General features: G+C 69.0%; 11 protein-coding genes. 9 read left to right on the forward strand and 2 right to left on the reverse strand.

Translation table 11 applies throughout. The annotated features are described in order from the left end of the window. Window positions 1-56 precede the first annotated feature (56 nt). Together FPZ11_RS13195 and FPZ11_RS13200 are read left to right on the forward strand one after the other, a co-directional pair. Window positions 57-830 carry an SDR family NAD(P)-dependent oxidoreductase gene (locus FPZ11_RS13195; RefSeq protein WP_146321613.1) on the forward strand — a complete coding sequence of 258 codons (774 nt, stop codon included), beginning with the start codon at window positions 57-59 and terminating at the stop codon, window positions 828-830. A gap of 43 nt (window positions 831-873) precedes the next feature. Next, the gene (locus FPZ11_RS13200; RefSeq protein WP_146321615.1) at window positions 874-1,290 is read left to right on the forward strand and encodes a nuclear transport factor 2 family protein; all 417 of its coding nucleotides are present in this window, start codon (window positions 874-876) and stop codon (window positions 1,288-1,290) included. On the opposite strand, the gene FPZ11_RS13205 is transcribed toward FPZ11_RS13200, so the two are convergent. After that, window positions 1,287-2,615, reverse strand: coding sequence for an MFS transporter (locus FPZ11_RS13205; RefSeq protein WP_146321617.1), 1,329 nt, complete (start codon window positions 2,613-2,615; stop codon window positions 1,287-1,289). The genes FPZ11_RS13200 and FPZ11_RS13205 overlap by 4 nt on opposite strands. 356 nt (window positions 2,616-2,971) lie before the next feature. Between FPZ11_RS13205 and FPZ11_RS13210 the strand changes: the two genes are divergently transcribed. Then, window positions 2,972-4,084, forward strand: coding sequence for a LacI family DNA-binding transcriptional regulator (locus FPZ11_RS13210; protein WP_146321619.1), 1,113 nt, complete (start codon window positions 2,972-2,974; stop codon window positions 4,082-4,084). Window positions 4,085-4,102: 18 nt separating this feature from the next. Here FPZ11_RS13210 and FPZ11_RS13215 read toward each other — a convergent pair whose 3' ends face one another. Further along, a complete protein-coding gene (locus tag FPZ11_RS13215; RefSeq protein ID WP_146321622.1) occupies window positions 4,103-5,431 on the reverse strand; it encodes an MATE family efflux transporter in 1,329 nt (442 codons plus the stop codon). A gap of 199 nt (window positions 5,432-5,630) precedes the next feature. Here FPZ11_RS13215 and FPZ11_RS13220 point away from each other — a divergent pair, with 199 nt between their 5' ends. The 6 genes from FPZ11_RS13220 to FPZ11_RS13245 all read left to right on the forward strand — a co-directional run bounded on the left by FPZ11_RS13220 (window position 5,631) and on the right by FPZ11_RS13245 (window position 13,308). Further along, complete coding sequence (locus FPZ11_RS13220; protein ID WP_210415877.1) at window positions 5,631-6,572, forward strand: ABC transporter ATP-binding protein; 942 nt, start codon at window positions 5,631-5,633, stop codon at window positions 6,570-6,572. After that, window positions 6,572-8,188, forward strand: coding sequence for an ABC transporter permease (locus tag FPZ11_RS13225; protein WP_146321624.1), 1,617 nt, complete (start codon window positions 6,572-6,574; stop codon window positions 8,186-8,188). Before FPZ11_RS13220 ends, FPZ11_RS13225 begins: the two co-directional genes overlap by 1 nt. Window positions 8,189-8,275: 87 nt before the next feature. Beyond that, the gene (locus FPZ11_RS13230; RefSeq protein ID WP_146321626.1) at window positions 8,276-8,752 is read left to right on the forward strand and encodes a GbsR/MarR family transcriptional regulator; all 477 of its coding nucleotides are present in this window, start codon (window positions 8,276-8,278) and stop codon (window positions 8,750-8,752) included. Between the two features lie 44 nt (window positions 8,753-8,796). Next, a complete protein-coding gene (locus FPZ11_RS13235; RefSeq protein ID WP_146321627.1) occupies window positions 8,797-10,794 on the forward strand; it encodes a M13 family metallopeptidase in 1,998 nt (665 codons plus the stop codon). A 122-nt stretch (window positions 10,795-10,916) separates the two neighbouring features. Beyond that, window positions 10,917-11,825 carry a serine hydrolase gene (locus FPZ11_RS13240; RefSeq protein WP_146321628.1) on the forward strand — a complete coding sequence of 303 codons (909 nt, stop codon included), beginning with the start codon at window positions 10,917-10,919 and terminating at the stop codon, window positions 11,823-11,825. A gap of 262 nt (window positions 11,826-12,087) precedes the next feature. Beyond that, window positions 12,088-13,308, forward strand: coding sequence for a branched-chain amino acid ABC transporter substrate-binding protein (locus FPZ11_RS13245; RefSeq protein WP_146321629.1), 1,221 nt, complete (start codon window positions 12,088-12,090; stop codon window positions 13,306-13,308). The last annotated feature ends 118 nt before the right edge of the window (window positions 13,309-13,426 follow it).

Here is a 13,426-nt window from a genome sequence, read left to right on the forward strand (position 1 = left end):
GGCGTCACGACGGATCAGCCAGGCGGGAGTGCTGCCGCTCGCCGTAGCCTTGGCGCATGGCTGACAACGGTGGAGACCTGCGGGGGACTGTCGCGCTCGTGACCGGGGCGTCGAGCGGCATCGGGGAGGCGACCGCGCGTGCGCTCGCCGCCGAAGGGGCATCCGTGGCCCTCGTCGCCAGGCGTGGCGATCGACTGGAGCGGCTCGCCGGTGAACTCGCCGGGCCGGGCGTGCGTGTGCTGCCGGTCGAGGCCGACATCACCGATCGCGACCAGGCGAGAGCGGCGGTGGCGCGCACGGTGAACGAGCTCGGCAGCCTCGACATCCTGGTGAACAACGCTGGCGTGATGCTGCTCGGACCCATCGATGGCGCGCCCATCGACGAGTGGGACAGGATGCTCGACCTCAACCTGCGCGCGCTGCTGTCGGTGACCGAGGCGGCGCTTCCGCATCTGCTGCACGCGGCCGAGTCCGGGCCGCGACGCGTCTCCGACCTCGTCAACATCTCGTCGACGGCCGGCCGCCAGGTGAAGCGAGGCTCCGCCGTCTACAACCTCACCAAGCACGGTGTCGGGGCGTTCAGCGAGTCGTTCCGACAGGAGTTCAGCAGGCGGCACGTGCGTGTCGGCGTGGTCGAGCCCGGCGCCGTCGACACCGAGTTGCGGGACCATCTGCGGCCGGAGGTGCGCGAGGCGCAGGCGCAGCGCATGGCGAGCATGGAGCGGCTGCAGGCGGCGGACATCGCCGAGGCGATCCGGTTCATGGTCACCAGACCGCGCCATGCGATGGTCAACGAACTGCTGGTGCGCCCGACCGAACAAGACGACTGAGACGCCGACGTGCGGTGTCGGCCGTTCGCACTAGCGTGCCCGCATGGATGCGACGTCAGCACTTCTCGGCCTCATGGAGGCCATCGACCAGCATCGCTGGAATGATCTCGAGCACTACCTGCATGAGGACTTCGTGTGCCGGCTCGTGCACACCGGTGAGGTCTTCGACCGGCCGACGTGGATCACGTTCAACGCGGACTATCCGGGATTCGATCGCCTGCGGGTCGAGCAATCGGTCGGCGGGTCCGGCGAGGCGGCATGCCGTTCGCACGTCACGGGCCACGGACAGCACGGGCTCGAGCACTTCGAGTGCGCATCGTTCGCGCGCATGCGCGACGGGCTGATCGTCGAGCTGACCGAGGTCTGGACGGATGTCGCCCAGTCGGCGCCGCCGGGCACGCGGCCTGCTGGCGGGGTTGCGATGGTGCCGCCCGCTGCTGACACCGGCGAGAGATCCTAGACGGGCTTGCTCTCCCTGTCGGTGCTCGCGGCCGTGGCGGCGATCGCACCGAGCGGCCCTCGGTGCCGCAGCGCCGGCGCACAGACGAACGCCGCGACGAGCAGCACGAGCACCACGTACAGGGCGTTGAGGATGCCGACCTGCTGGCCGAGGAATCCGATGATCGGCGGTCCGGCGAGGAACGCGAGATAGCCGATCATCGCGACGGCCGAGACGCGTGCCGTCGCGTTCTTCTCGTCGTCGGCGGCAGCCGACATGCCGAGCGGGAACCCGAGCGATGCCCCGAGACCCCACAGCACGACACCCGTGATGTAGGCGGCAGGATGCGGCAGCAGGATGAACGCGAGCAGTCCGACGACACCGAGTCCCGCGGTGAGGCGAATGGCCCACACCCGGCCGATCCGGTCCACCAGCGGACCGCCGGCGATGCGACCCACGGTCATCGCGGCGACGAACACGTCGAGCACGAGAGCGCCGCCCGCGTTGGTGAGGCCGTGACCGTCGACCGACGCGAGCGCGATCCAGTCGTTCGCCGACCCCTCGGCGAACGCCATGCCCAGCATCACCACGCCGATCAGCACGAGACGCCAGTCGGCCCACACGGTCAGCTGCGACTTGACGGTCTCGCCGAAGGTGCGGCGCCGGGGGGCGACGGCGACCGAGGGATCGTCGAAGGCGTCGAGGGATGCCTGCGCCGCGGCATCCGCGTCGAGCAGATCCTGCGTGTTGGGCACGTAGCGCACCGCGACGAGTCCGACGCCGATGGTGATGACGGCCATCACGGTGAAGTGCCAGAAGACGGAGATGCCCAGTGCCGCGCAGGCCGCGCCGATCGCTGCGCCGGCGACGGTGCCGATGCTGAAGCACGCGTGCATGAACGGCATGATGGTGCGGCCGATGCGCTTCTCCACGGCGGCGGCGGAGACGTTCATCATCACGTCGACGGCGCCGTTGCCGAGGCCGAGCAGGGCGAGTCCGGCGATGACGACGGGCAGGGAATTCACGACGACGGCGCCGAAGCCCACGACGGCGAGGCCGAGGCCTGCGCCGGACGCGACGATGGCGATACCGGCCTTCGTGCCCACCCGCGCCTGCAGCGGCGGTGCGATGACGAGTCCGATGATGGCGCCGACCGACACGCCGAGCAGGATCAGGCCGACGACGTCGGTCGCCAGGTGCAACGAGTCGCGCACGCCGGGCACGCGGGAGACCCAACTGGAGAGGAAGAGGCCGCTCACGATGAAGATCGCGATCAGCGCGTTGCGCCAGGCGCGGAGTTCGGGGGCCGGGCGCGTGCGCGGCGCAGCTGTGGTGGTGCGTGCCATGTGTGTTCGATCTCGAGGGTCGGTGTTCGACGGGGCGGTGCTTCTCGGGCGGCCACCGAGCGGGCGGCCGCCCGAGGCAGCGGGCGGACGTGCACCGTGCAAACGCCCCCACGGCTCCGGTGCCGACGCGTCCACCGCGCTCCGTGTGAGGGAGTCGCGGCCGATCCGGTCCGCTCGAATCGATTCGACTGCGTCTTTCGCCTAAGCTAGCGAATCGGATGCGGCTCGTCAAGATGCCGTGCTCCACGGCCCGCGCTCCCCGGCGCGAGTCGACCCGCATCGCCCGTTCCCCGGGCGACACGGTTCCATGCACCCGGGAGGCGGCCGTCGTCGCCTGCCATCGGAAGGGGAGTCGGATGCCCGATCACGATCCCGCGCGGCCCACGCTGGCCGACGTCGCGGCCAAAGCGGGAGTCTCCGCCTCGACCGCGTCGCTCGCCTTCAGCGGGTCGGGTCCCGTCGCAGAAGCGACGAGGGAGCGCGTGCTCGCCGCGGCCCGCGAACTGCACTACGCCGGGCCGGACCCCCGTGCTCGCTCGCTGCGACGCGGCCGTTCCGGCATCATCGGCGTCGTGCTCGAGGAGCGGGTGCGCGAGGCGTTCCGTGACCCGATCCAGATCGCGCAGTTCGACGGCCTCTCCGAGGAGATCGGTCACATCGACGCCGCGCTGCTCATCCTCGCGGCGGCCGGCCCGGCGCAGCCGCTCGCAGGAGTCAAGGCCATGCCCGCTCAGGTGGTGCATCCCGTCACCGTCGAAGACGCTCCGATCGACGCCGCCGTTCTGTTCGGATGCACGCCGCGCCTCAACGACAGCATCGCCACGCTGCGCAATCGCGGGCTGCCGATCGTCGCCATCGAGGGCTTCCCCGCCGACGAGGTTCTGCTCATCGACCAGGACAACCGCGACGCCACCGAACGCGGCGCCCGGCACCTGCAGCAGCTTGGGCACACGAAGGTGGCGATCATCACGCTGCCCCTGGATGCCGCCCATCACCGCGGTCTCGTCACCGACGAGCTGCTCGCCATCAGCTCGTCCGCCACGGCGCTCCAGCGACTCGAGGGCGCCCGTGCCGTGTTCCCGGATGCCGTCGCCTACGCCGCCGCAGGAAGCTACGTCGACGAGGGCCGCCGCGCCGCCCGCGAGATCCTGTCGGTGCCGGAGGACGAGCGGCCCACCGCGATCATCGCGCAGAGCGATCTGCTGGCGGTCGGCGTGATCCGGGCGGCGGAAGAGCTCGGCATCGCCATTCCCGAACAGCTCAGCGTGATCGGCTTCGACGGCGTGCGTGTCGACGGGTTGTGGCCGTACGAGCTCACGACGCTCGAGCAGCCCGCATATGAGAAGGGGCGCGCGGCCGGCCGCGCGATCGTCGCCATGCTCAGGGGCGAGCAGGCGGAGGCCGTCGCGTTCACGAGCGTGCTCCGCGTCGGCAACACGACGGCGGTGCCCGGCGTCAGCGCTCGCTGAGCTCAGGGAGCAGGGTGACTACGCCCGCACCGCTCCCACCACCATCCAGCGGCTGCCGCGGGCGCGCAGGCCGAGCGTGACCGCGCGGGCGCCGAGATAACCCAGCGCGAAGGCGAGCGTCAGCCACGAGAGCGAGGCCGCGGCGCTGCCGCCGTAGGCGACGGCCAGCCAGGCCAGGGGGACGAACACCGCGAGATTCGCCAGGCCGGTCGCGGCGAGGTAGCGGGCATCCCCTGCTCCGATCAGCACGCCGTCGAGCACGAACACGTATCCGCCGAGCGGCGTCGTCGCACCGATGATCGCCAGCGGAACGGGCAGCAGCGCGAGCACGTTCTGGTCACCGGTGAACACGTGGCCGAAGATCGGGCTCAGCGCGATGAGCACGACGCCCAGCACGGCACCACCGCCCACGCCCCACAGCAGACAGCGGCGAAGCACGGCGCGCACGGCATCCAGGTCGCCGATTCCGAGCGAGCGGCCGATCAGCGCCTGCGCCGCGATGGCGAGCGCATCGAGCGCGAGCGCCACCGCGTTGTAGACGGCCATGGTCACCTGCCACGCGGCGAGGGCGTCGGACGAGATGTCGGTGGCGAGGGCCACCGCGAGGATGATCGCCACGCGCAGGCTCGCCGTGCGCAGGAACAGCCACCATCCGCTGCCGGACAGTCCGCGCACTCCGGCCCACCTCGGGCGCAGCTCGGCTCCGACCCGCCTGCCGTGGCGCACGGCGACCACGATGTAGACGGCGGCCATGCCCCACTGCGCGATCACGGTGCCGACCGCCGAACCCACGACGCCGAGACCGGCGCCGTAGATGAAGACGGCGTTCAGCGCGATGTTCGCCGCGAACCCGCCGGAGGCGACCCACAGCGGAGTGCGCGTGTCCTGCAGCCCGCGCAGCAGCCCCGCCGCCGCGTAGACGATGAGCATGGCGGGAAGCCCGGCCATCGACACGGCGAGATACGCGGATGCCTGGCCCGTGACATCCCGCGACGCACCGAACAGCGCCACGAGCGGTGACGCCACGATCGCTCCGACGACGGCGAGCACGACCCCGATGCCGACCGCGAGCCACATGCCGTCGATGCCGGCCTCGACGGCGTCGCGCTCGTGCCCGGCGCCGAGCCGCCTGGCGACAGCGGGAGTCGTGCCGTAGGCGAGGAACACCATGAGACCGACGATCGTCTGCAGCACGGCGCCGGCAATGCCGAGGGCGGCGAGCGGTGTCGCGCCGAGGTGGCCGACCATGGCGGAGTCGGCGAGCAGAAAGAGTGGCTCGGCCACGAGCGCGCCGAACGCGGGGACCGCGAGCCGCAGGATCTCGCGGTCGGCAGCGCGGCGGAGCATCCCTCGACTGTAACGGCACGGGTGAGGGTGCCGAGGGCGCTGCGCTGCAGGATATGCGGTGTGCAGACGCGGATATGTCGTCGGGGGCCTGTATATCCTGCACCGCGGCGCGGCGCGGCGCGGCGGCGGCGGCAGGGCTGCCGTAAGGATCCCGTTAGGAACATTCACAAATTTGTGAAACGAGCGTACTCTCGCGCTCATGACCTCAGTGATAGAAACCCGCGGCCTGGCGAAGTCCTTCGGCCGCGTCCGCGCTCTCGACGGTCTCGACCTCACGGTCGCCGAGGGCGAGGTGCACGGCTTTCTCGGGCCGAACGGCGCCGGAAAGTCTACGACCATCAGGGTGCTGCTCGGGCTGATCCGTTCCAGCGGCGGCGAGGCGCGCGTCTTCGGCGAAGACCCGTGGGGAGAGGCCAGCCGGCTGCACGACCGCATCGCCTACGTGCCGGGCGACGTCGCGCTCTGGCCGAATCTGACCGGCGGCGAGACCATCGACTTCATGGCGCGCCTCCGTGGCGCTGACACCCGCTCGACCGACTACAAGAACCGCCGCGCACGCCTCGTGGATGCCTTCCAGTTCGACCCGCGCAAGAAGGCGGGCACCTACTCGAAGGGCAACCGGCAGAAGGTGTCGCTGATCGCCGCGTTCGCGGTGCCAGCGAGTCTGTACATCTTCGACGAGCCGACCAGCGGACTCGACCCCGTGATGGAGGCCGTGTTCTCCGAGGAGGTCGAGCGCATCAAGAAGGCGGACGGCGCGAGCATCCTGCTCTCCAGCCACATCCTCTCCGAGGTGGAGGCGCTCTGCGACCGGGTGACCATCATCCGCGCCGGCAAGGCGGTCGAGTCGGGCAGCCTGGCCGATCTGCGGCATCTGACGCGCACCGAGGTGTCGTTCCTCGCCGAGGGTGTGGACGTCGCCGCGGTGGAGGCGCTGGCGGGAGCGCACGAGGTGACGCAGGCGAACGATCGCATCCACTTCACCGTCGACAGCTCGAACGTCGCGCAGACGCTGCCAGGGCTCGGCGCCCTGAACGTGCAGGCTCTCACCGTTACGCCGCCGTCGCTGGAGGAATTGTTCCTGCGGCACTACGGCGACGAGATCAGCGCGGCCGACAACTCGCTCGAGCGGGTGTCGTGATGAGCACCACCGCCGTACTGCTGCGGTTCCGATTGCGGCGCGACCGCGTGCTGATGCCCGTGTGGATCGTCGTGATGGCCTTCAGCGTGCTGTTCGTCGCCGCCGCGCTCGCCTCGACGTACAACACGGAGGCGCTCCGCACCTCTGTCATCCGGCTCGCGGCCGTCGACCCCACACTGCTGGCGCTGCGCGGCGACGCGGACGGCCCGTCGGCCGGATCGTTCTTCGTGATGGAGATCGGCGCCTATCTTGGCATCCTCGTCGGATTCATGAACACGTTCCTCGCCGTGCGGCACACCAGGGCCGACGAGCAGGCCGGCCGTGCCGAGCTCGTGCTGGCCACCAGGGCGTCCCGTCGGTCGATGACCGTCTCGACACTGACTCTGGCGGTGATCGCGAACATCCTGGTCGGGCTGTTCGCGGCGCTCGCCGCGATGTCGACGGGCTACGACGTGCCCGGCTCGTTCACGCTCGGCTGGGAGCTCGCCACCACCGGTCTCGCCTTCTTCGGCATCGGGATGCTGTTCGCCCAGATCTTCTCCACATCGCGTGCCGCGAACGGCTGGGGCTCCGCTGCGATCGGCGCGTTCTGGATCATCGCGGCGGCGGGCAACGCCGCAGGCACGGTGTCGGCCGACGGTCTGCACGTGACGCCGGGCGCTGCCATCTGGTTCAGCCCGATCGGGTGGGGCCTGCGCACCCTGCCCTACACGCAGAACCTCTGGTGGCCAGGGCTGCTCAGCCTGGCACTGGGCGCCGTGCTCATCGTCGTGACCCTTCTTCTGCAGGGAGCACGCGACACTGGAGCCGGGCTGGTGGCTCCGCGGCTCGGCCGGCGCACGGCATCCCCGGCACTGCGCGGGCCGATCGGCCTCGCCTGGCGGCTGCAGCGCGGCTCGATCATCGGCTGGGGCATCGGCGCCGTGCTCGGGGCGGCGGCCATCGGCGGGCTGGGCAAGACGCTCAACGACAGCATCAGCAAGAACAAGGACCTGTCCAAGGCCATCGAGGAGATGGGCACGGGACACGGAACGGTGTTCGAGGTGTTCATCGGCGTGATGATCGCGCTGATCGGGCTCGTGGTGGCGGGCGCCGCCATCCAGACCGCCATGCGCCTGCGGCAGGAGGAGGCGGCGACCACCGCAGAGACCGTGCTTGCGACGCCCGTGTCGCGCCTGCGCTGGTACCTGTCGTATGTCGTGGTCGGACTCGTGGCGTCCCTCGTGATCCTGCTGCTCTCGGGGCTCGTGGCCGGAGGCGAGCTGGCGAACATCGACTCCGGGCTGGTGGGGCAGACGATTCTGCTGTCGCTGGCGCAGCTGCCGGCCGTGGCCGTGTACATGGCGATCACGGCGCTGGTGTTCGCGCTGGTTCCGAGGCTGACGATCGCCGCCGGCTGGGTGCTCTTCGGCATCGGCGTCGTGCTCGGCGAGTTCGGCAGCCTGCTCAACCTGCCCGACTGGGTGCGGCAGATCGCACCCACGGCGCACACGGCGGTGCCTCCGATGGCCAGCGCCGACTGGAGCGGAACGTGGTGGCTGGTCGCCGTCGCCGTCGTCGCCTTCGTGCTCGCCGGCGTCGTCTTCACGAAGCGCGGCCTGGTGTCCAACGGCTGAGGTCGCGATCGCGGAACGGTCGGTCGTGCGGATGCCGCGGAATCGGCAACCGTGCGACCGACCGGCAGAATCTAAGGGGGAGGAAACATGGCACGTGACGAGCAGGAGGCGCGCGCCTACGTCGAGCGCACCGCAGCGGTGTTGAACGGCGCAGGCTTTCCGCGCATGCCGTCTCGTGTGCTCATGACACTCACCGCGGCGGAGACGCCTCTCACCGCGGCCGAACTCGCCGAACGACTGCATGCCAGCGCCGCCGCCATCTCCGGAGCGGTGCGCTACCTGCAGACTCTCGCGATGGTGAACCGGGTCTCCCAGCCGGGCAGTCGACGCGACGTCTACGAGCTGCCCCAGAACGCCTGGTATGCCGCGACCATGGCAGAGGGTCGGATCTACGAGGCCATCATCACCATGAGCGAGGCGGCGGTGGATGCCGTGGGCGGCGCAGCCTCGCAGGCCGGGCGCCGCGTGCAGGAGATGGCCGACTTCATGCGGTTCGTGCAGCGCCGAATGCCCGAGCTGCTCGAGGAGTGGAACGTGCTGCGTGGGGCTCCCGGCGAGAGCTGACGCCGTCACGGGACTCGCGGCGACGGCCGCCTAGGCTGGAGTGCATGACTGACGCGGCGCAGAAGCCTGGCGAGAACGACGCAGAGACCACCCTCTCCTCCGGCATCCTCATCGACGAGCTCGATCCGGGCATCCGCCCTGCGGACGATCTGTATCGGCACGTCAACGAGAAGTGGATCGAGCGCACCGAGATTCCGGCCGACAAGGCCCGCTGGGGCTCGTTCATGATCCTCGCCGAGGAGTCGGAGAAGGCGGTGCACGCCATCATCGAGGAGGCGCAGCAGGCCGAGGAGGGCACGGAGGCCCGCAAATTCGGCGACCTGTTCGCGAGCTTCATGAACACCGACCGCATCGACGAGCTCGGGCTGAAGCCCATCGAGTCGCGGCTCGCGCTCGCGGGCAACGTCGACTCCGTCGAGAGCCTTCTCTCCACGATCGGTCGGCTCGAGAAAGGCGGCCTGAGCGGCTTCTACCAGCTCTTCGTCGACAACGATCCCGGCAATCCCGAACGCTATCTCGTGTTCGTCGAGCAGGGCGGAATCTCGCTGCCCGACGAGAGCTACTACCGCGAGGAGCGTTTCGCCGACGTGCGCAAGGCCTACGTCGACCACGTGCAGCGCATGTTCGAGCTCGCCGGGGTTCAGGATGCCCCGAAGTGCGCCCAGAACGTCTTCGACCTCGAGACCGCGATCGCCTCGCACCACTGGGACAACGTGGCCAGCCGCGACAGCGAGAAGACCTACAACCCGTTCAGCTGGGCGGATGCCGCGGCCCTCGCCCCCGGCGTCGACCTCGGTGTGTGGCTGAAGGCGCTCGGCGCCCCCGACGGCGCATTCGACGAGGTCGTGCTGCGCCAGCCGAGCTTCACCACGGGTCTGGGCGAGTTGCTCGTCGATGACCGGCTCTCGCAGTGGCGCGACTGGCTCAGCTGGAAGGTGCTGCACGATGCCGCCCCGTATCTCACGGGCGACTTCGTCGACGCCAACTTCGACTTCTACGGGCGCACGCTCACCGGCACGCCGCAGATCCGTGAGCGGTGGAAGCGCGGGGTCTCGCTCGTGGAGGGCGCGATGGGCGAGGCCGTGGGACGCGTGTACGTTGAGCGGCACTTCCCGCCGGAGTCGAAGCGACGCATGGACATCCTCGTCGGCAACCTCATCCGCGCATATGAGCAGTCGATTCGCAGCCTCGACTGGATGGGCGAAGAGACGCGCGACCGCGCCCTCGACAAGCTCAAGAAGTTCACCCCCAAGATCGGCTATCCGGTGAAGTGGCGCGACTACTCGAGCCTGATCGTCGACCCCGCCGATCTGGCCGGAAACGTGCGCCGGTCGTCGGAGTTCGAGTTTCAGCGCGAACTCGGCAAGATCGGCAAGCCGATCGACCGCGACGAGTGGTTCATGACGCCGCAGACGATCAATGCGTACTACAACCCGGGCTTCAACGAGATCGTCTTTCCCGCGGCCATCCTGCAGTTCCCGTTCTTCGATCCGACCCGGGATGACGCGGCCAACTACGGCGCGATCGGTGCCGTCATCGGGCACGAGATCGGTCACGGCTTCGACGACCAGGGCTCCAAGTTCGACGGCGACGGCAAGCTCGACGACTGGTGGACGTCCGCCGACCGCAAGGCGTTCGAACGCCGCACCGAGGCGCTCATCGCGCAGTACGACGCTCTCGCGCCCGCGCAGGTTCCCGACCACCACGTGAACGGCGCGCTCACGATCGGCGAGAACATCGGCGACCTCGGCGGACTCGGCATCGCGTGGAAGGCCTATCTGATCGCGCTCGACGGCCAGGAGCCGCCGGTCATCGACGGACTCTCAGGCGCGAAGAGGTTCTTCCTCTCGTGGGGTCAGTCATGGCAGCAGAAGGGCCGCAATGAGGAGGTCATCCGGCTGCTCGCGATCGACCCGCACTCGCCCAACGAGTTCCGTTGCAACCAGATCGTGCGCAACATCGACCCGTTCTACGACGCGTTCGACGTGCAGCCGACGGATGCCGCGTGGCTCGCCCCCGAGCACCGCGTACGCATCTGGTAGCAGCCTTCGCGCACCGCGCGGCGGTGGCTGATGGGCATGGTTTGATGGAGAGATCACACGAGGCCGTATCGGGGGGTGCGGCTGCCATCAGTCATTTCACGTTCGAGGATCGAGAGCAGACAGTGACCGCCCCCGTGCAAGGCTCAGAGCGCCGTTCGCGTCACGCCGGAGCACGTCGGGGCAAGCACCGCGGACACGAGCCGGCCGACAGCTTCAGCCGCGGCTTCGCCGCGCTCGGCGAGCTGGCGCTGTCGGGAGTGCAGGTCTCCGCGCGGGCGATCGACCTCACGAGCGGCGCCGTTCTGTTCTCCGTCGACGACCATGTGGTCATGCCCACCGCCTCGATCGGAAAGGTGCTGCTGCTCATCGAGCTCGCCGCACGCCTCGAGGCGCGCGAGACCAGTCCGCTCAGCCTCGTCGATCGCACCCAGTCGGATGCCGTCGCCGACTCCGGCATCTGGCAGCACCTGGCCGTTCCCTCCCTTCCCCTCGCCGACCTGGCGGCCCTCGTCGGGGCGGCCAGCGACAACCTCGCCACCAACGTGCTGCTGCGTCGCATCGGACTGGAGTCCGTGCGCGTGCGAGCGGAACGGCTCGGCCTCAAGCACACCGCCATGCTCGACCTCGTGCGCGACCACCGCGGCCCCGACGACGCTCCGCAACTCTCGGTGGGCAGTGCGAAGGAGCTCACCTGGCTGTTCTCGGCCCTCGCCAGGGGCGAGGTGGTGGATGCCGCCACCAGCAAGCGTGTCGTCGGCTGGCTCTCGCTCAACCACGACCTCTCCATGGTGGCGAGTGCCTTCGGGCTCGACCCGCTGTCGCACCGTGGTCCCGACCACGGGCTGCTCCTGATGAACAAGACCGGCACCGACTCGGGCGTGCGCAGCGAGGTCGGGGTGTTGCGCGGACCGGGAGCCGGCGTGGCCTACGCGGTGTCGACATCCTTCGACGACACCGACCTCTCGAGCAGGCTCGGCGTGCTCGACGGGATGCGCGCGGTCGGCCGCGACCTGCTCGAGTACGTTCACTAGGTGTACTCCGGAGGGCGCCGGGGGCATCCTCAGGCCCGCAGCGGTGCCGTGACGTGCCGCAATCAGCGCCGATCGCGGCGAAATGGCCGGATCTTGTCGATCGGCGACGCGCGCACTGTGTTCACGGTTTGTAAATATTTGGCACAATGCCCGGCCGATACGTTGCGGTTCGGATTGCCACTCTTCTAGGGTTCAGGACATTGCAACCACGCAATGCGGGGCTTCCGACATGCCCGCACGAAGATGTGAAAGGCAACACCACATGGCACCCAAGAGGATCATCGGGGCCGTCGCCGCTGCTGCGGCGATCGCCCTGCTGACGGCTGGTTGTGTGAACCAGTCGTCAACCGGTGGATCGACCTCCGCAGCAAGTAAGGTCGACCTCCCGGTGCAGTCATCGATCTCGGTTCCGAAAGACGCCGTACTTCCCGCCGGCGACGGCAACGCGAAGTGCGCGAGCGATCTGACGATCGCGTACATCGGCGCAGAGACCGGTCCGAACGCCCAGCTCGGCATCAACATCTACGACGGCGTTCAGCTGGCCATCGACCAGCACAACAAGGCGAACCCGGGCTGCAAGGTGCAGTTCAAGAAGTTCGACACCGAGGGCGACCCGGGCAAGGCACCTGGCGTCGTGACCCAGGCGGTGAACGAGAAGGACATCATCGGCGTCGTCGGTCTCCCGTTCTCGGGTGAGTCGCAGGCGACCGGCGGAATCTTCGAGCAGGCCGGCCTCGTTCACATCACCGCGTCGGCCACGAACCCCGGCCTGACCAAGAACGGCTGGACCACCTTCTTCCGCGCACTGGGCAACGACAACGTGCAGGGCCCTGCCGCGGCGACCTTCATCACGAAGGAGCTGAAGGACCAGAAGGTCTACGTCGTGCAGGATGACTCGGACTACGGCATCGGCCTGTCCACCGCCATCCAGAAGGCGCTCGGCTCCAAGGTGGTCGGCACCGACAAGGTGACCACCGGTCAGAAGGACTTCTCGGCGACGGTCTCGAAGATCATGAACGCGAAGCCCGACGCGGTGTTCTACTCCGGCTACTACGCCGAGGGCGCGCCGTTCGACCAGCAGCTGGTCAACAAAGGTTACAAGGGCGTGTTCGTCGGCCCCGACGGGGTGAAGGACGACCAGTTCATCAAGCTGGCCGGCAACGCATCCGACAACGCCTACTTCACCTGCCCCTGCATCCCCGGTGAGCTCATCAAGAGCTTCTCGGATGCCTACGAGTCGGCCTTCAACGCGGCTCCCGGCACCTACTCCATCGAGGGTTATGACTCGGCGACGATCCTGCTCGCCGGCATCGACAAGGGCAACACCGACCGCTCGAAGCTCAAGGACTGGGTCAAGAACTACGACGCGGACGGTCTGAGCAAGCACTACCAGTGGGACTCCACCGGTGAGCTCGCCAAGTCGACGGTGTACGGCTACAAGGTCGACAACGGCAAGATCGTGTCGGTCGGCGCGATCAAGTAGGCGACGCACTGATATCGGCCGCGCCGTGGGGTGTGAGGTTCCAAGCCCCACGGCGCGGCCATGCTTGACCCGAATCAGTCGAGACCCGACGACGTAGTCGGTGCTCGGCGCGGCACCG

This window comes from Humibacter ginsenosidimutans, from assembly GCF_007859675.1.
Classification (GTDB): domain Bacteria; phylum Actinomycetota; class Actinomycetes; order Actinomycetales; family Microbacteriaceae; genus Humibacter; species Humibacter ginsenosidimutans.

Coding starts and splice junctions, on each gene's coding strand:
- FPZ11_RS13195 (WP_146321613.1), top strand. CDS start 57: ATGGCTGACAACGGTGGAGACCTGCGGGGGACTGTCGCGCTCGTGACC.
- FPZ11_RS13200 (WP_146321615.1), top strand. CDS start 874: ATGGATGCGACGTCAGCACTTCTCGGCCTCATGGAGGCCATCGACCAG.
- FPZ11_RS13205 (WP_146321617.1), bottom strand. CDS start 2,615: ATGGCACGCACCACCACAGCTGCGCCGCGCACGCGCCCGGCCCCCGAA.
- FPZ11_RS13210 (WP_146321619.1), top strand. CDS start 2,972: ATGCCCGATCACGATCCCGCGCGGCCCACGCTGGCCGACGTCGCGGCC.
- FPZ11_RS13215 (WP_146321622.1), bottom strand. CDS start 5,431: ATGCTCCGCCGCGCTGCCGACCGCGAGATCCTGCGGCTCGCGGTCCCC.
- FPZ11_RS13220 (WP_210415877.1), top strand. CDS start 5,631: ATGACCTCAGTGATAGAAACCCGCGGCCTGGCGAAGTCCTTCGGCCGC.
- FPZ11_RS13225 (WP_146321624.1), top strand. CDS start 6,572: ATGAGCACCACCGCCGTACTGCTGCGGTTCCGATTGCGGCGCGACCGC.
- FPZ11_RS13230 (WP_146321626.1), top strand. CDS start 8,276: ATGGCACGTGACGAGCAGGAGGCGCGCGCCTACGTCGAGCGCACCGCA.
- FPZ11_RS13235 (WP_146321627.1), top strand. CDS start 8,797: ATGACTGACGCGGCGCAGAAGCCTGGCGAGAACGACGCAGAGACCACC.
- FPZ11_RS13245 (WP_146321629.1), top strand. CDS start 12,088: ATGGCACCCAAGAGGATCATCGGGGCCGTCGCCGCTGCTGCGGCGATC.